We start from the raw sequence: 17,477 nt of genomic DNA, 5'->3' as shown, positions 1-17,477 counted from the left end.
AAGAGGGGAATAACGCTTCTTGTCCGCCCAAAGGGAATCGGTTACGATGAGCTAGTTGCAAGCTCGGCACGATAAAGGCCTTTCATGGCAAAGGAGCGATTGGGGAATGAACGACAAGCTGAAGCTGGCCCTCATCCAAATGGATATAAATGCCGGACACCCGGACGATAACTACGAACGCCTGGCGGCGCTGCTGGAGCGGGCCGTGAGCGAAGGCGTCAAGCCCGACGTCATCGTGGTACCGGAGATGTGGAACACCGGTTACGATCTCGCGCACATTCGCGAGATTGCCGATCCCGAAGGCGCGCGCACCATCGATTTTATTTCTTCGTTCAGCCGGAAGCACGGCGTCAATGTCTTGGCTGGCTCCGTCGCGGCCAGCCGCGCCGCGCTCGGCGGCGGGGTGACCAACACGGCATACGCATTCGACCGCACGGGCAGCCAGATCGCCGAGTACGCCAAAATTCATTTGTTCAAGCTGATGGACGAGCACCTCCATCTTGAAGCGGGCGAACGACCGGGGCGGTTCGAGCTCGAAGGCGTGCAGGCGGGCGCGATGATCTGCTACGACATCCGCTTTCCGGAGCTCGCGCGCAAGCTTGCGCTGGACGGCGCAAAGGTGCTGTTCGTACCGGCAGAATGGCCACATCCGCGCCTGCATCACTGGCGAACGCTGCTTCAGGCGCGCGCCATCGAGAACCAGATGTACGTCGTCGCCTGCAATCGCAGCGGCGTCAGCGGAGAGACGCGGTTTTTCGGCCACTCGATGGTCGTAGATCCGTGGGGCGAGATCGTCGCCGAAGCGGGCGAAGAGGAGACGATCCTGCGCGCGGAGATCGACCTGGCGCTGACGGACGAGGTCCGCGGGAGGATCCCCGTATTCGCGGACCGCAGGCCGACGCTTTATTAGGACGCTCTATTAAATGGAGAAGACCGTATGGCTCATGACGGCTCCAGCTTCCGCATCGTAGCCCGAAACGTGGAAATGAAGGCCTCGGCCGCATTGGACAAATACCTGCCTTTACGGTAGGCGATGACTAGCGTGCGCGTCGGCCGTCCCTTTAGCGGCAAGTAGACGGGCTGCAGGCCGTCGTTCTCTCGGCGGGTGATCATCTGCGGAACAAAAGCGATGCCCATGCCGGCCGCGACGAGGGACTGCACCGTTTCTATATTAGTGCTCTCTACGGAGACGCGCGGATCGAAGCCCGCCTTGCGGCAGAGGCCGACCGCGATCGCACGGAAGCCCTGTCCCTTTTTCAGCATGACGAACGCCTCGTCCGCGAGCGCGCCGACGTCCGCTTCGACGGCGCCTGCCGCTGCCAGCGGGTGGTCGCGGGGCACCGCAAGGCAGATCTCCTCCTCGAGGATCGGATCGTAGGCGAGCGCCGGCTCGATCAAGGGCAGCGTGAGCAGGCTGACGTCCGTGCCGCCGCTCGCGGTCAGCTGCTCGAGCGTTGCGGACGCCTCCTCGACGAGCGCGATCTCGATGTCGGGATACGCCTCGCGGAACGCGGGCAGCACGTGCGGCAGTATATGCGAGCCCGTAATCGGCAACGTGCCCACGACGATCCGTCCTTTGCGCAGGTCTGCGATATCTTCCATTTCGCGCCGCAGCTGCTCGGTCATATCGACGATCCGCTGCGCTTTTTCGACGAATACCGTTCCTGCGTGGGTCAGCTCGACGCTGTTGGTCGTACGCTTGAACAGCAGCACGCCGAGCTCCTTCTCGAGCTTGGACAGCTGCTGGCTAAGCGACGGCTGTGCGATATGAAGCTTTTCGGCGGCGCGCGAGAAGTTCCGCTCGGCGGCGATTTGGATGACGTAATGAAGCAATCTGAATTCCATGGAACATTCTCCTTATTCGGCTGAACTATCAACTTTATAGATATTATATCTTGGAACAATGATAGAACCAATGTTATTATAGAATCATTCTAGACGAGGATATCTACACGGGGTGAATGTAAAATGAGCAAACAAACGATGTTCGAGAAAATTTGGAACAATCACGTGATTCATTCGGAAGAAGGCAAGCCCAGCATTTTGTATATCGACCTGCATCTGGTTCACGAGGTTACGTCGCCGCAGGCGTTCGAAGGCTTGCGCATGACCGGCCGCAAGGTGCGCCGTCCCGACCTGACGTTCGCGACGATGGACCACAATGTGCCGACCAAGGACCGCTTCAATATTACCGATCCGATCTCCAAGCAGCAGATCGACACGCTGACGACCAATGCGGCCGAATTCGGCGTCAAGCTGTACGACCTCAACACGATCGATCAGGGCGTCGTGCACGTCATGGGTCCCGAGCTCGGCCTGACGCATCCGGGCAAGACGATCGTGTGCGGCGACAGCCACACCTCGACGCACGGCGCGTTCGGCGCGCTGGCGTTCGGCATCGGCACGAGCGAGGTCGAGCACGTGCTCGCGACCCAGTGTCTGCAGCAATCGAAGGCCAAGACGATGAAGGTCAACTTCATCGGCAAGCGTCCGGCCGGCATCACGGCGAAGGATCTCATCCTCGGCCTGATCGCCAAGTACGGCACCGACTTCGCGACCGGCTACGTCATCGAGTACACGGGCGAATCGATCACGGGGCTGACAATGGAAGAGCGCATGACCGTCTGCAACATGTCCATCGAAGGCGGCGCGCGCGCCGGCCTGATCGCGCCGGATGAGACGACGTTCAACTACCTGCGCGGCCGCGAATATGCGCCGCAGGGCGACGACTTCGACCGCGCCGTCGAGCAGTGGAAGGCATTGACGACGGACGAAGGCGCCGTATACGACACCGAGGTCGATCTTGACGTCGCAACGCTCGTGCCGCAAGTCACCTGGGGTACAAGCCCGGGCATGGGCACCGGCATTACTTCGATCGTGCCTTATCCGGAGCAATTGCCGACCGAGAACGAACGCAAAGCCGCCGAAAAGGCGCTTGAATACATGGATCTGGCACCGGGAACGCCGATGTCCGAGATTCCGATCGACTACGTGTTCATCGGCTCTTGCACCAACGGCCGGATCGAGGATCTTCGCGCAGCCGCGTCCGTGGCGAGCGGCCACAGCGTGAGCCCGAACGTCACCGCGATCGTCGTCCCGGGCTCCGGACGCGTCAAGATCCAGGCGGAAAAAGAAGGCCTGGACAAGATCTTCACCGCCGCCGGATTCGAATGGCGCGAAGCGGGCTGCTCGATGTGCCTCGCGATGAACCCGGACGTCCTGCAGCCCGGCCAGCGCTGCGCCTCGACGTCCAACCGCAACTTCGAGGGGCGTCAAGGCCGCGGCGGACGCACGCACCTCGTATCGCCGGAAATGGCCGCGGCGGCTGCGATCAAGGGCAAGTTCACCGACGTCCGCAACTGGGAATTCAAGTCCGAAGTGACGGCTTAAGAGGGGAGACATACGCATATGCAACCATTTATCAAATCCACGGGTCTCGTCGCGCCGGTCGACCGCGTGAACGTCGACACCGACGCCATTATCCCTAAGCAATTCCTGAAGCGCATCGAGCGCAGCGGCTTCGGCCAGTTCCTGTTCTTCGAATGGAGATTCGACGAGCAGGGAGCCGTCATCCCCGAGTTCAACCTGAACAAGCCGCGCTACCAAGGCTCCACGGTCCTGCTGTCGCGCGCCAACTTCGGCTGCGGCTCCTCCCGCGAGCACGCGCCTTGGGCGATTCTCGACTATGGCTTCAATGTCATCATCGCGCCGTCCTACGCGGACATTTTCTACAACAACTGCTTCAAGAACAGCATCCTGCCGATCAAGCTGAGCGAGGAGCAGGTCGACGACCTGTTCAAGCGCACCGAAGCGAACGAGGGTTACAAGCTGACCGTCGACCTGGAGAACAAGATCATCACCGACGATCAAGGCCTGCGCATTCCGTTCGAACTTGACGAGCACCGCCGCCAATTCCTGCTTCAGGGACTCGACGATATCGGCCTTACGCTGAAGCATGCGGACGAGATTGCAGCATACGAATCCAAGAACGAAAAGAGACTGGCGAACGTATTTTGATTATTGATTTCTAACGCTATATGGGTCTTCTTTCCCGGGTCGACACTTTTCGGGAAAGAAGGCCTTTTTTTCCGCTTTAACTCGCAACTTTTGACATTGCCCGGCGTCTAAATTAGGGTGGACAAGCCAAAAAGCGCCCCTTCCCATAAAAAGGTCTGCATAGGACTTTTTTAACGGAAGCGCCGCTTTTGGAACGGCCCAATCATTGACACCGAGGTGAAGCATGAGGTACTGGATTTCCCTGCTGTTTGTCGTATCGATGCTGTTAACGGCCGCCGGTCTCGCTTCCGCGGCGACCGTCACGCCCCAGTTGATTCTGGATGGCGTCGTTTTAACGCCCAAGGAACCGCCCGCGCTAATCGATAGCCGCGTCATGCTGCCGGTTCGTACCGTTACGGAGAGCTTGGGCTACACCGTCAAGTTCGACAATGCGACCAAGACAGTAACGGTTTCGAACGGAAATTCGGTCATCGTTATGACCGTCGGCAGCAAAAAGGCGACCATCAACGGCATCGCGAGCGAGCTCGAGGCGGCGCCGATCATCAAGCAGACGACGCCGCAGACGGCCACGACGATGGTTCCGCTCATTTTCGTGAAGGACAACTTCGGCGCGGATATCGTCTGGGACAACAAGACGAAGTCCGCGTTCATCTACACGTCTAAGTCCGGCTCAGGCGGAACTTCGGACGGGACGAGCGGGGGCAATGTCGGCGGGAGCGGCGACAACGCTTCCGGCGGCGGCATGATCGGCGTCGTCGACGAGGATCCGCCCGCGACGGACGGTTCCACGGACGGAGGCAACGGCACGACGATCACCGACCCTTACACGAGCCTCGCTTACATTCACGGGATTCGTTTCGAAAACGAAACGGTGATTCTGAGCTACGAGGGAACGGTGCAACCGGTCGTCACGTCGCTGACGGGTCCGGACCGCATCGTGGTAGACGTGCCCAAGTCCGACTTCGCCACAGACTTCGCACAGAATCTTGTCGTGAACGGCACGACGGCGAAGAGCGGCACCTATCCGGTTGCCGGACATCCGGTGCTTACGCAAGTTCGTTATTCGTTGTTCCAGACCAATCCGAACGCCCTGCGTTTTGTGCTTGATCTGAGCAGCGCTTACGGCTACGAGGTTCAAAATGACGCGTCTGCCGGCGAGCTCAAAATCAAGCTGAGCGCGGATGCGGTGCCGCCGGTTACGCCGCCGGTTACCGATCCTCAGAATAAGGTGTACACGGTCGTGCTCGACGCCGGACACGGCGGAACGGACTCCGGCGCGATCGGGGTCAGCGGCAAATACGAGAAAACCTTCAACCTTGCCGTCATCCTGAAAGTGCAGGCACTGCTTGCGACCGATCCGCGAATCAAGATCGTGATGACGCGTTCGGGGGACACGTTCCCGTCGCTCAGCGACAGATACAATATGGCCAACTCGATCAAGGCCGACCTGTTCCTGTCCGTCCACGCGAACAGCAGCACCAAAAACACGGTCAGCGGAACCGAAGTCTATTATACGCGTGCGGAGAGCCTCGCCTTCGCCAACGTCGTGAAGCAGTACGCGACGCCGGCGACGGGCTTGACGGACCGCGGCGTCATCCAGAAGAGCCTTGCCGTAACGCGCGAGACCAAGATGCCTGCTGTGCTGTTCGAAGCCGGATACTTGTCGAACGCGACGGAAGAAAAGAAGCTGTTCACCGAAGACTTCCAGAATCGTACGGCTGCCGGCCTTGCCGCAGCGGTCAAAGCTTATCTTAAATTAGCGTGACGGCCGGCGAGTCCGGCCTGCCGCATGATCGGAGAGATCGCACGATGTCGTTTAAACCACGGAATCTGTTATTATCCATTCTTCTGCTGGCTCTGCTCTGGTCCGGTGCCGCGGCCGTAGGGCCGACGCCAACCGCCTCCGCGGCCTCGAAGACGCCGTTCACAGACGTCGTGGCCGGTCACTGGGCGGAGAAGCATATCGCCAAGCTGGCGCTCCAAGGACTAATCGCGGGCAAGGGCGCCAACCTGTTCGCGCCGAACGACAGCGTCAAGCGACAGGATGCTGTCATCATCGCGATTCGCTTCCTCGGTCTCGAGCAAAAGGCGCTTGATTCCGGCGTCGCCGCCTTCCCAAGCACGTTTAACGTCAGTTCCTATGCCAACTTGTATGTCAGCTACGCGCTGAAAGAAGGGCTGCTCAGCCGTAACGAGGAATTCGCGCTCGCCGAAGCGGAGCCCAAGGTCAATTGGGGCGAAGCGCCGGCGACCCGCGAGTGGATCGCGCGCCTGCTCGTCCGCACGATCGGCAAGACGGCGGCCACGGGCGCTACCTCCTTTGCCGACAACGCTTCGATCGACAAGGATCTGGTCGGCTTCGTCAAAGCCGCAGTCGATCTGAATCTCGTGAAGGGACTGAGCGGCAACACGTTCGCGCCCAAAGGCGTCGTGACCAGGGCGACGGCGGCGACGCTGTTCAGCCGCGCGGAAGCGGCGAAGCAGGTCGCTTATCCGAAGCAAACGACCGGCATGCTGCTCGGCGCCGATGCGAGCGGTGTCACCGTACTGCAAGCGAACGGCACGGCTACCGCTTATTCGGTCGGAACGGGCACGCTGTACTCGCGTCTGGACAGCGAGGCGCTGACGGCGCAGGATGCGCTGAAGGTTTACGGTACTGTAAATGTCATCGCGGCCGCGAACGGTTCCGCGGCTTACGTCGAGCAGGCAAGCGATACCCCGCAGGTCAAGACGGTGCAAGGCAAGCTTGTCGTCGTTAGCGCGTCCAAGTCTTCGATCACGCTGCTGAGCGGAGAAGACGTGCAGTCGTATTCTTACGATGCGTCCAGGCTGCCGTCCGCGACGGACGCGGAGAACAATAAGGTGGCGTTGGCGGATTTGCCCGAAAACGCAGATCTTACGCTGACGATCGATACGTATACGCAATCCGGCAAGGTCCTCGCAGTCAAGACCGGCCAGTCGGCCGTCGCCAAGACCGGCACCGGCACGGTGCTCGGCGTCGATACGGCTAATCGCAAGCTTGAGGTCAAGGACAACGCCACGTCGATCGCCGAGACCCGTACGCTCGACGCCAATGCGGTGCTGCGCACGGTCAGCGGCGTGCCGGCGGCCATCGGCGATATTAAGGTCGGGGATACCGTATCCTATGAGATCAAAGGCGGCCTGTTTACGAAGGTTACGGTCACGAAGAGCGCCGTCGCCGCCAGCGCGACGGGCACGCTGTTCAAGATCGATACGACCGCGCAGACGATCCAATACCGGATCGCCGGCGCGAGCGACATCATCGGCAAGGAATACGTCGCTGGCGTCTCGGTCAAAATTTCGGGACTGAACAACGCTACGCTCGCCGATCTGTATGCAGGCGACGCAGTCACGCTCACGCTGAACCCGGAAGGCAAGGTCACCGCTGTCGAGGCGACGGGCCGAAGCGTCCAGGTTCAGAACGGGCTGATCGTATCTTCCTACGATTCCGATGCCAAGGTGCTCATCCTTAAAGATGCCGCAGGAAGCATCAAAACCTTCACCCTCGGCTCCGGTGTACGCTTCGATCTGAACGGCACGACGATCACCGCGGACGCGGGCGCGAGCATGCTCTACAAAGGCCGCAAGGTCGATATCGGTTACTCGGGCAGCAACATTGTTTCGATTTCGTTCGTCGCCCAATACAAGGGGACGGTGTCGGTTAACAATACGACGACCAAGACGCTCCAGATCCTGCTGGACAACAACTCGACCGTATCGGTTCCTTACACCTCGCCGACTGTCGAGATTTACGGTCAGACGAACCGCACCTATGCGGACATCAAGGCAGGAGACAAGATCGTCGCGCTGCTGGACGGCGGACAAAACTATGCCGTCGGGTTGCAGGTCGTGAAGACCGTTCAGTTCGAAGTCACTTCCGTCGACACGGCTGCGGCCAAGCTCAAGGCCAAGGCTTCCGACGGTTCGGTCGCCGAGTGGACGATCGGCACCGGCTTCGCGCTGCAGGACGCAAGCGGCAACGCCGTGCAGCTGTCCGGCTTCGCTGCAGGGACGCTGCTGAACGTGACGCTGCAAGGCGCGACGCCGACGCTCGCGAAGATCGTGCCCTCGACGTTCGGGCGCGTGGTCGCGATCGACACGGCTGCAGGTACGATCGACCTTCGCACCGGCACCGGCGCCGCTGTGAAGCAGACGGTCGGCGTTACGCCGCTCGTCATACGTAACGGCGTCTCGTCGAACTCGCTGTCCGCGATTCAGCTGGACGACCGCGTCGAGCTGCGCAAGGACGAGAACGACCGTACGATTTTGAGCGTCGTTACGCCGATCAGCAAGACCTACTGGCGCACGGACAAGACGACGAACACGTTCTATTACCAGAAGGAATCGCTGAGCGACGACAACTATTCGGTCGCGCTGTCTCCGCAAGCTTACATTCATCAAGGCGATACGCTGATCACGACGGACAGCCTGAACTTCGGCGATCCGATCAACGTATACGTCTTGCGCGGCAAGGCGATCGAGATCGTGAAGCCATAACGCCTGACTTTACCGGTAATACTCGCGACAAGTGTGACGGCTCCGCCTATCGGCGGGGCCGTTTTCTTGATTTCGCATAACTGATTTTATGCTCGGTGCAATTAGAAAAGGGAAGCGGGAAAGAGGCGTCGTTCGATTTCCTGACACGGGCGGAGACGAATCTTGGACAGGAAAGCGCGCGCTCGGCGAGCGGTAGCCATGGGAAGTGCGGCTGGGTCGTAAAACCTGCATCTGTACATGTATTTTCTGCCGAACAGCGGCAGCGGATGAAATACATGCAGATATGAAGGTAATTTAAAGGCGCCGGCCAAAAATCAGACTGATGGAGGGAAATAACTGCGCATTTGCATCTTTTCTGTCCAAATGCGGCGGTCTCGGCGAAAATTGATGTACAATTGCAGGCATTGCGGTTCAAGCGCGAAGCGGGAAGGTAGCGGGTAAAGAGCGGCAAACGCGATCGGAACGGCTGTCAACTGGGCCGTCAATAGGCGTCACGCGATATGCAAGTTTCATATCCGCCAAATCTAAAAGGACCGTCAGGGTCCGTTCCCTGGCCGTTTTTCTTGTCGAATCGCCGAACTTCCGCTACACTGAAAGTTAATGCTTAAATAGGGAAACAAGGCATGGGAGATGGAAGCAAGCGATGAATAAAACGAAGATGCGATATATTTTGGACGAGATCGCCAAAATGTTCCCGGACGCGCACTGCGAGCTGAACCACCGCAACCCGTTCGAGCTGACGATCGCCGTGCTGTTGTCGGCACAGTGTACGGACGAGACGGTGAACCGCGTCACCCAGGCGCTGTTCGAGAAATATACTAAGCCGCAGGATTATTTGAACGTTCCGCTCGAAGAGCTGGAAAACGATATTCGGCGAATTGGCTTGTTCCGCAACAAGGCGGCCAACATCCAGAAGCTGAGCCGAATCTTAATCGACAAATACGACGGCGACGTGCCTGCAAGCCACGAGGGATTGACCGAGCTGCCGGGCGTCGGAAGGAAAACGGCCAACGTGGTCATGTCCAACGCCTTCGACGTGCCCGCCATCGCGGTCGATACGCATGTGGAGCGGGTGTCCAAGCGGCTTGCCGTGGCCAAGCCGGATGACTCCGTGCTCGAGGTGGAGAAGAAACTGATGAAGCTCGTTCCGAGGGAGGAATGGACGCTGACGCACCACCGTCTCATTTTCTTCGGACGCTATCATTGCAAGGCGCAAAATCCGAAATGCGAGATTTGTCCGCTGCTGGACATTTGTCCGGAGGGTAAAAGAAGAATGAAGCCGACGGCGGTTCGCAAGCGGGGAGGAGCAGCATCATGACGGCGGGGAAAATGGAAACCGTGACGGAAAGGCCTGTCGCGGGGCAAGGCGACTTGAACGCATACGGCGATGTGCTTCGGAAGATGTCCCAAGCCGCCGCGGAGGCGGGAGACGTCTCGATCGGCGGCAAGCTCGCGGAGCTGGCGGGCAAGCTGTCGCTGGATATGGCCACGCTGGCTTTCTGCGGCCACTTTTCCGCAGGCAAGTCGACGCTCGTGAACGCGCTGTGCGGCGCGCAGCTGCTGCCTTCGTCGCCGATCCCAACGAGCGCCAACGTCGTCACGATCGCAAACGGCGAGCCGGCGGTCAAGGTCGAGTTCGTCGGCAAGGACGGCTCGGTCACGGAAATTCCGGGCGTATCCGTCGAACGGCTTGGCGATCTTGCCGTAGACGGGGAGGGCGTGTCATCGATCGACGTCCGCTACCCGATCCCGCTTCTCGGACAATCGCTTGCGCTCGTCGATACGCCGGGGGTCGACTCCACGGACGGCGCGCATCGCGCCGCGACGGAATCCGCACTGCATCTGGCCGACGTCGTTTTTTACGTGACGGACTACAACCATGTATTGTCCGACGTCAACTTCCGGTTCCTCCGCATGCTGCATCAATGGGGGAAGCCGACGTACTTGATCGTAAACCAGATCGACAAGCATCGCGAGAGCGAAGTACGCTTTGAAGCGTTCCGGGAGGGACTCGCGAGCGCGCTTGAAGCATGGCGAATCGAACTGGCGGGCCTGTTGTTCCTGTCGATGCGCCGGCCCGATCACCCGCTCTCGCAGATGAGCGAGCTGCTGCGCGTCATCGAGGCGCTTAAGGGCGAAAAAGAGAAGCTGCTCCTGCACAGCGCTGACCGCTCGGCCAGGCATTTGGCCGGCGAATTTAAGGAAGGGCTGCTGCAGCGTCAGAGCGAACAGCGGGATACGCTGCTTGCGCAGGCTGGCGGAGAGAGCGGTTTGGCCGAGCTGGCGCAGCGGCGCGGCGCGCTCGCTGCCGAGCTGGAAGCGGCGAAGACGGAGGGCGAGCGGCAGCTGGACGCCCTGAAGCGCGAGCTCGATCAATTGCTGGGGAACGCCGGGCTCACGCCGGCGGAGACGCGCGAAAAGGCGCGGGCCGTGCTGGAGAGCCGGCAAGGCGGCTTCAAGGTCGGCTGGCTGGGCAGCGGCGCCAAGACCGAAGCGGAACGGGAGCGCAGGCTCGCCGAGCTCGCGCAGGACTTTGCCGCGCAGGCGGAGGCGAACCTGCACGTTCACGTGCGGGCGATGCTGCGTCGCGAGGCGAGAAATGCCGGTATCGGCGATGCGGCTTGGGAGGCGTCGCTGGAGGCGGCCTTTCCTGCGCCGGACGGGGCGTGGATGGCCGCGCTTGTCAAGCCGGGAGCGGGAGCCGGCGGCGATGCGACGCTGCAGTACGCGTCCGAGCTGAGCGGGGAATGGAAAAGAAAAGTGCGCAAAACGGCGCTCGAGCGATTCGAGGAAATCGTTGCCACCCGGCAGCCGGAGCGCGACGCGGCGGTTGCGTCGCTCGCAGGCTCGATGGCTGAGCTGAATGAAAGGCAGCATGCCGCCGATCTGCTGAGAGCTCTGGACGCGGAGGCAGACAAAGCGGAGCGTAGGCTGGTCGGGATACTGCCAATGGCGGGCGCGGCCGATATCCGGGAGCTTAAGCTGCCGGCGCCGGCGCCGCTCGGCGAGCGAATCAAGTCACAGACGTTAACGGCGGATGCCGCTCCGGCCGTCAACCTGTCGATCGGGAGCGGCGAGGCGGCTACAGAAGAGACGGCCGAGTCCGGAGAGGGCGCCTCCTATGGCGCTTCCGCCGGCGCCGCCGCGATCCTCGAGCAGGGTGCCGCGATGCTCGCGCCGTTTCCCGAGCTCGCGCGTCAGCGCGATGCACTGTCCGCCAAAGCGGCGCAGCTGCGGGACAGCCGCTTCACGATCGCGCTGTTCGGGGCCTTCAGCGCCGGCAAGTCCTCCTTCGCCAACGCGCTTGTCGGACAGCCGGCGCTGCCCGTATCGCCCAATCCGACGACGGCGACGATCAACCGGATCGTGGCGCCGGCGGACGATGCGCCACACGGAACGGCCCGCATCTATATGAAGGAAGCGGACGATATGCGCAGCGACCTGGCGCACTCGCTGGCACGTCTCGGCGTGCGGGAGCGAGACATCGAAGCCGCGGCAGGACCGGCGGAGCTGTTTGCCTTGGCGGCGCGCATGTCGCCGGACGACATCCACCCGCGCGGCAGGCCGCATCTGGCATTTCTGCGGGCTGCCGCACGCGGCTGGGAACGCTACGGGCCGCTGCTCGGCACTTCGTTTACGGCGGAGGGAGCCGATTACCGCCGCTACGTGGCGGACGAGGAAGCTTCCTGCTTCGTTGCCTCGGCAGACTTGCATGTCGACTCGACGCTGACCCGCAGCGGCGCGGTGCTGGTCGATACGCCCGGAGCGGACTCGATCAATGCGCGGCATACGGGCGTGGCCTTCGAGTATATTAAAAACGCGGATGCCGTCCTGTTCGTCACGTATTACAATCATGCCTTCACCGAAGCGGACCGGAGCTTCCTGCATCAGCTCGGCAGCGTCAAAGACGCCTTCGAGCTCGACAAGATGTTTTTCGTGCTTAACGCCGCGGACCTCGCGTCCTCTGCGGAGGAGCTGGCTGGCGTCGCTGCGCACGTTGAGTCGCAACTGCTTAAGCACGGCATCCGGCAGCCCCGCATTTATCCCGTCTCCAGCCTCCTCGGCCTTGAAGCCAAGCTGGCTGGCGACGCGACGGGCCGAAGGAGCTCGGGGCTTGCGGATTTCGAAGCCGCGTTCCGGCGTTTTGCCGACGAAGAGCTGGGCAGTCTCGCCCTCGCCTCCGCGCGCAAGCAGCTGGATCGAATCGGCTCCCGTATCGACGGCCTGCTCGGCTCCGCCAGTGAGGATGCGGCGAGCCGCCAGGCGTCCGCCGCCGGCATGCTTCGGGCCGCCGAGACGCTTCGGGAGGCCTGGACTTCCGGAACGCCGGATGCGGCCGTCCAGCCGCTCGTAGAGGAGCTGGGCGAACAGCTGTACCATTTGCGCCGCAGGGTCCAATATCGTTTCGGCGAGCATTTTATGACGGCCTTCCATCCGTCCGTGCTTCAGGACGACGGTCGCGACCTGCGCAAGCTCATCGTGTCTTGCTGGCTGGATTTGAAGCGCGGCGTCGGCGAGGACCTGCAGCAGGAGCTGCGCTCCGCCGGCCTCCGCATGGAGACCGCGCTCGGTCGCCTTCTCGGCCGGCAGGTCGAAGACGGAATCGCCAGGGCCGGCCTCGGCGGCTTCGAGACGGAGGCGCCGGCTGCGCCTTCGCTCAGCCTTCCTGTGCCGGCGCCCTTCGGCGCAGGACCGGACTGGGACGGCCGCAAGCTGTGGCAGGCGTTCCGCAGCCCGAAGCACTTCTTTGAGCGCGAGGGCAGCGCAGCGCTCAAGAACGAAGCGGAGGCCGCGCTGTTCCAGGCGGCCGACGCCTGGCTCGCCGGGACCCGGGAAGCCTGGGCTTCCCTGCTTGCGTCTGCTTTCGAAAGCGAGCTTCAAGCCTTCGCGGTCCGGCTGTCGGCAGAGCTGGCCGCTTATGCGGACGGCATCAGGCGCGCGCTTGAGACGCCGGGCATGGAGGAATCGCTCAGACGTCTGCAAATCGACTGGCAAGGACTAAAATCGGGCGTTTAAGCCGATTTTTTATCGGATCCGTATCGCCGCATATCGGCCCTTCTCGTATCGTCACGCGATGCGGGAGGGGTCTTTGCTTGTTTTTTCTCCCGATATCCTCATTTTTCTAATGCATATACGGGTGTAAGGGCTTAAATAGGATGATTTAAGAGATATCGGTCTCATTGCCATGCTTAATCGCTCTCCTACCTACTCAGCGTTTCTCCTTGCGGCATATGGCGTTTGAACGGTTGTGACAATCCTGTTACACTTCCGTGGGGATGCTCACAGGGGAGGACTGTCGCTTGGATATTTTCAAAGGCCTCAAGCAATTTTTCTGGCCGGACAAAGGTTTTTTGACGGGCTCGGTACTCGGACTCGCCGTCGCTACGGCGATCGGTCTCGTGTATCCGCTGCTCCTCAGGGTGCTGATCGATGACGTGATCACGCCAAAGAAATTCGACGGCATTATGGGGCTCGCACTGCTTGCGGTCGCGCTAATTGTCGTCAAGGCAGCATTTCAGTACGTGCACGGCTTTTGCGGCGGACGCCTCGGCAACAAGCTCGCCTACCGCATGCGCAACGCCAGTTATGACAAGCTTCAAAAGTTATCGTTTTCGTTTTACGACCAAGCGCGGACGGGCGACCTGATGTCTCGGCTGACGGCCGACATCGAGGGCATCCGCAACTTCATCGGCTTCGGCTTCGCCCAGTTGCTGAACACGCTATTTTTGGTCTTGTTCGGCTTCGGCTTGATGTTTTACGTCGACTGGACGATGGGTCTCATGACGCTTGCGATCATCCCGATCATCGGCTACTTCGCCATTCGCTTCGAGCTGCAGATCCATCCGATTTTTCGTTCGATCCGGATCGCGATCAGCCGGCTGACGACCAGCGTCCAGGAGAATATCATGGGCGTTCGGACCGTTAAGTCTTACGACAGCGCCAGCCACGAGTACGGCAAGTTCGACGAAGGCAACAGCCAGTACAAAGAAAACAATCTGTCGCTCGCCGGGATATGGGCTACATACTTCCCGATCATCGAATTCGTCGCCAGCTTCAGCATCGCCTTGCTTCTGCTTGTCGGCGGCTGGCGCGTCATCCATCACCATATGACACTCGGCGATCTCGTATCTTTGAACGGCATGCTCGGCATGATTGTCGCGCCGCTGTGGACGCTAGGCTTTCAGATCAACAACTATACGCAATCGAAGGCGGCGGGAGAGCGCCTGCTCGAGCTGCTTAACCGGCACATCGACGTGCAGCCTCCGGCGCATCCGATTCCGTCGAAGACGGAAGGAACCGGGCTTATCCGCTACCGCGACGTGAACTTCCGCTATCCGAACCACGAGCACCAGCCTTCCGCGTTGACGGGCTTCGATCTGACTGCCGGACCCGGCTCGGTTATTGGCCTGCTGGGCGGCACGGGCTCGGGCAAGTCTACCGTCGTGCAGCTGCTGCTTCGCGCATACGACGTGACGAGCGGCGCGATTACGCTTGACGGCACCGACATCCGCCAGATCGATCTGAACGAGCTGCGGAGCAGGACCGCGATCGTATTCCAGGAATCGTTCCTTTTCTCGACGACGATCCGTGAAAATATAAGCTACGGCTGCGCCGACGCCACCCAGGAGCAAATTGTGGAAGCCGCGAAGCTGGCCGATGCGCACGACTTCATCATGGAGCTGCCCGGCGGTTACGATACGATCGTCGGAGAACGCGGCATGGGGCTGTCTGGCGGACAAAAGCAGCGGATCGCGCTTGCCCGCGCATTTTTGATCCGTCCGCAGGTTCTGGTCCTTGACGACTCCACGAGCGCGCTCGATATGGAGACGGAGCACCGCATCCAGCTGGCGCTGCGGCAGGTCATGGCGGGACGGACGGTGTTCATCATCGCCCACCGCATCTCCTCGCTTCGGCACGCCGACGAGATCCTTGTTTTGGATAAGGGGCATGTGGTTCAGCGCGGCAGACACGAGGAATTGGTGCGGCTGCCGGGTCTGTATCGGGAGACGTACCGCACGCAATATGCGGACCGGCCGGACGAACTCGGCGAAGACGCCGCAGGCGGCAGGAGGGTGAGCGGATGAGCAGGCAGTTTCAATATCAGGACGATGTCCTTATCGAAAAGTCGTTCAACTGGAAACAGATGGCCCGGCTGTTCGACTATTTAAAGCCATACAAGGGCGCGGTAACGCGAGTCGTATTCGTCATGATGGTGTTCGGCATGCTGACGAGGCTCGCGGTTCCGTATCTGATAAGCCTGGCGATCGACAAGGTCATCGATCCGGACGGCGGCAGCGGGAGCATGGGGTATCTGTCGATCGTATTCGGCGTGATGGTCGCCATGTACGCTCTCCGCTGGTGGGCGCAGAACTATACGATCCGGCATACGAACGACATCGGGCAAAAAGTCATTTACGATCTTCGCTCGGCGCTGTTCAAGCACGTGCAGACGCTGTCGTTCCGCTTTTTCGACAAGCGCCCGGCGGGCTCCGTCCTCGTGCGGATCACCAACGACGTCAACGCGCTGCAGGACCTGCTGTCCAACGGCGTCGTGAACTCGGCGATCGATATCGCCCAGCTCGCGGGCATCGTCGTTATCCTGCTCGTGCTTCAGCCGAAGCTGGCGCTGGCGGTCATGATCACCGTGCCGCTGCTCATCTTCGTTTCCTCCTCGCTGCGCAAGCGCACACGGATGGCCTGGCAGACCGTGCGCATCAAGCAGTCCCGCATCAATTCGCATCTGAACGAAGCGATCCAGGGCATGCGGGTGACGCAGGCGTTCGCGCAAGAGAAGGAAAACCTAAGTTTCTTCGAAAAACTGAACGGCAGCAGCATTCGCTCGTGGAACACCGCGTCCGCGCTCAATCAGCTGTTCGGGCCCGTCATCGAGATCACCTCGGCGATCGGAACGCTGATCCTGCTGTTGTACGGCACGCATCTGATTCAGCAGGATGAATTGACCGTCGGGGTGCTCGTCGCGTTCATCACTTACGTCAGCAACTTCTGGGAGCCCATCAACCGGCTCGGGCAGATGTACTCCCAGCTGCTCATCTCGATGTCTTCGGCGGAGCGGATCTTCGAGTATATGGACGAGAAGCCGATCGTGGCGGAAAAGGAAGGCGCGAAGGCGCTGCCCGACGTCCGCGGTCGCGTGCAATTCGACCATGTCGTCTTCGGCTACGACCCGGATCGCCTGGCGCTGAAGGATGTGAGCTTTGATATCAAACCGGGCATGACGGTCGCGCTTGTCGGGCATACCGGCTCGGGCAAGAGCACGATCGTGAACCTGCTATGCCGCTTCTACGATGTGACCTCCGGGCGCGTGCTCATCGACGGCATGGACGTCCGCGACGCGACGCTGGACAGCCTGCGCCGGCAGATCGGCATCGTCATGCAGGATACGTTTATCTTCTCCGGCTCGATCCGCGACAACATTCGATACGGCCGGCCGGACGCCACCAACGCCGAAGTCGAAGCCGCCGCGCGGTCGGTGCGCGCGCACGACTTTATCGTCAAGCTGCCTGACGGCTACGATACGCAGGTACAGGAGCGCGGAACCGCGTTGTCGATGGGGCAGCGTCAACTGCTGTCCTTCGCCCGCGCGCTGCTGGCCGATCCTCGCATTCTCATTATGGACGAGGCGACCGCCAGCATCGACACAGAGACCGAAGTTCGCATTCAGGAGGCGCTCGGCACGCTGCTCGAGCACCGCACCTCGTTTATCGTCGCCCACCGTCTGTCCACGATCCGTCACGCGGATCTGATCCTCGTGCTCGACCACGGCGTCATCGTCGATCGGGGCAATCACGACGAGCTCATGCGCAGGCCGGGGCATTATCGCAACCTGATCGAAGCGCAGTACCGGTTTTTATCTGCTTAAGGACAACTGCAACAGCGCTCCCGCCCGGGAATCGGGCGGGAGCTTTTTGTGCAGGAAAGCG

At 60.8% G+C, this 17,477-nt stretch carries 10 protein-coding genes; 9 read left to right on the top strand and 1 reads right to left on the bottom strand.

Annotated elements, in window-relative coordinates:
• Positions 1–106: 106 nt before the first annotated feature.
• Positions 107–910, top strand: coding sequence for a carbon-nitrogen family hydrolase (locus tag ACFSR7_RS22700; RefSeq protein WP_378165522.1), 804 nt, complete (start codon positions 107–109; stop codon positions 908–910).
• A 32-nt stretch (positions 911–942) separates the two neighbouring features.
• Here the strand turns inward: ACFSR7_RS22700 and ACFSR7_RS22695 are convergent, their stop codons facing one another.
• Positions 943–1,845 (bottom strand): LysR family transcriptional regulator, encoded by a 903-nt coding sequence (locus ACFSR7_RS22695; RefSeq protein ID WP_378165520.1) that lies wholly within the window; start codon positions 1,843–1,845, stop codon positions 943–945.
• A gap of 123 nt (positions 1,846–1,968) precedes the next feature.
• On the opposite strand from ACFSR7_RS22695, the gene leuC reads away from it, so the two are divergent.
• From leuC to ACFSR7_RS22655, 8 genes are all read left to right on the top strand, one after another.
• Complete coding sequence (gene leuC, locus ACFSR7_RS22690; protein WP_378165518.1) at positions 1,969–3,390, top strand: 3-isopropylmalate dehydratase large subunit; 1,422 nt, start codon at positions 1,969–1,971, stop codon at positions 3,388–3,390.
• Positions 3,391–3,408: 18 nt separating this feature from the next.
• On the top strand, positions 3,409–4,017 hold the full coding sequence (leuD, locus tag ACFSR7_RS22685; protein ID WP_378165516.1) for a 3-isopropylmalate dehydratase small subunit: 609 nt from the start codon (positions 3,409–3,411) through the stop codon (positions 4,015–4,017).
• A gap of 223 nt (positions 4,018–4,240) precedes the next feature.
• Positions 4,241–5,782: an N-acetylmuramoyl-L-alanine amidase gene (locus ACFSR7_RS22680; RefSeq protein ID WP_378165514.1), complete on the top strand. Its 1,542-nt coding sequence runs from the start codon at positions 4,241–4,243 to the stop codon at positions 5,780–5,782.
• A gap of 44 nt (positions 5,783–5,826) precedes the next feature.
• On the top strand, positions 5,827–8,535 hold the full coding sequence (locus tag ACFSR7_RS22675) for an S-layer homology domain-containing protein (protein WP_378165512.1): 2,709 nt from the start codon (positions 5,827–5,829) through the stop codon (positions 8,533–8,535).
• 643 nt (positions 8,536–9,178) lie between these two features.
• On the top strand, positions 9,179–9,853 hold the full coding sequence (gene nth / locus ACFSR7_RS22670) for an endonuclease III (RefSeq protein WP_378165510.1): 675 nt from the start codon (positions 9,179–9,181) through the stop codon (positions 9,851–9,853).
• On the top strand, positions 9,850–13,551 hold the full coding sequence (locus ACFSR7_RS22665) for a dynamin family protein (RefSeq protein ID WP_378165508.1): 3,702 nt from the start codon (positions 9,850–9,852) through the stop codon (positions 13,549–13,551). The genes nth and ACFSR7_RS22665 overlap by 4 nt, the downstream gene beginning before the upstream one ends.
• A 284-nt stretch (positions 13,552–13,835) precedes the next feature.
• Positions 13,836–15,620, top strand: coding sequence for an ABC transporter ATP-binding protein (locus ACFSR7_RS22660; RefSeq protein WP_378165506.1), 1,785 nt, complete (start codon positions 13,836–13,838; stop codon positions 15,618–15,620).
• Complete coding sequence (locus tag ACFSR7_RS22655; protein WP_378165504.1) at positions 15,617–17,416, top strand: ABC transporter ATP-binding protein; 1,800 nt, start codon at positions 15,617–15,619, stop codon at positions 17,414–17,416. Before ACFSR7_RS22660 ends, ACFSR7_RS22655 begins: the two co-directional genes overlap by 4 nt.
• Positions 17,417–17,477 lie beyond the last annotated feature (61 nt).

The organism is Cohnella sp. GCM10020058, assembly GCF_042683485.1.
In the GTDB taxonomy this organism is placed as follows: Bacteria; Bacillota; Bacilli; order Paenibacillales; family Paenibacillaceae; genus Cohnella.
This window is presented reverse-complemented; position numbering and strand designations above follow the sequence as displayed.

What these genes read in the sequence shown, in the direction of transcription:
- ACFSR7_RS22680 (WP_378165514.1), top strand. Translation starts at nt 4,241, where the DNA reads ATGAGGTACTGGATTTCCCTGCTGTTTGTCGTATCGATGCTGTTAACG.
- nth (WP_378165510.1), top strand. Translation starts at nt 9,179, where the DNA reads ATGAATAAAACGAAGATGCGATATATTTTGGACGAGATCGCCAAAATG.
- ACFSR7_RS22655 (WP_378165504.1), top strand. Translation starts at nt 15,617, where the DNA reads ATGAGCAGGCAGTTTCAATATCAGGACGATGTCCTTATCGAAAAGTCG.
- ACFSR7_RS22665 (WP_378165508.1), top strand. Translation starts at nt 9,850, where the DNA reads ATGACGGCGGGGAAAATGGAAACCGTGACGGAAAGGCCTGTCGCGGGG.
- leuD (WP_378165516.1), top strand. Translation starts at nt 3,409, where the DNA reads ATGCAACCATTTATCAAATCCACGGGTCTCGTCGCGCCGGTCGACCGC.
- ACFSR7_RS22700 (WP_378165522.1), top strand. Translation starts at nt 107, where the DNA reads ATGAACGACAAGCTGAAGCTGGCCCTCATCCAAATGGATATAAATGCC.
- leuC (WP_378165518.1), top strand. Translation starts at nt 1,969, where the DNA reads ATGAGCAAACAAACGATGTTCGAGAAAATTTGGAACAATCACGTGATT.
- ACFSR7_RS22695 (WP_378165520.1), bottom strand. Translation starts at nt 1,845, where the DNA reads ATGGAATTCAGATTGCTTCATTACGTCATCCAAATCGCCGCCGAGCGG.
- ACFSR7_RS22675 (WP_378165512.1), top strand. Translation starts at nt 5,827, where the DNA reads ATGTCGTTTAAACCACGGAATCTGTTATTATCCATTCTTCTGCTGGCT.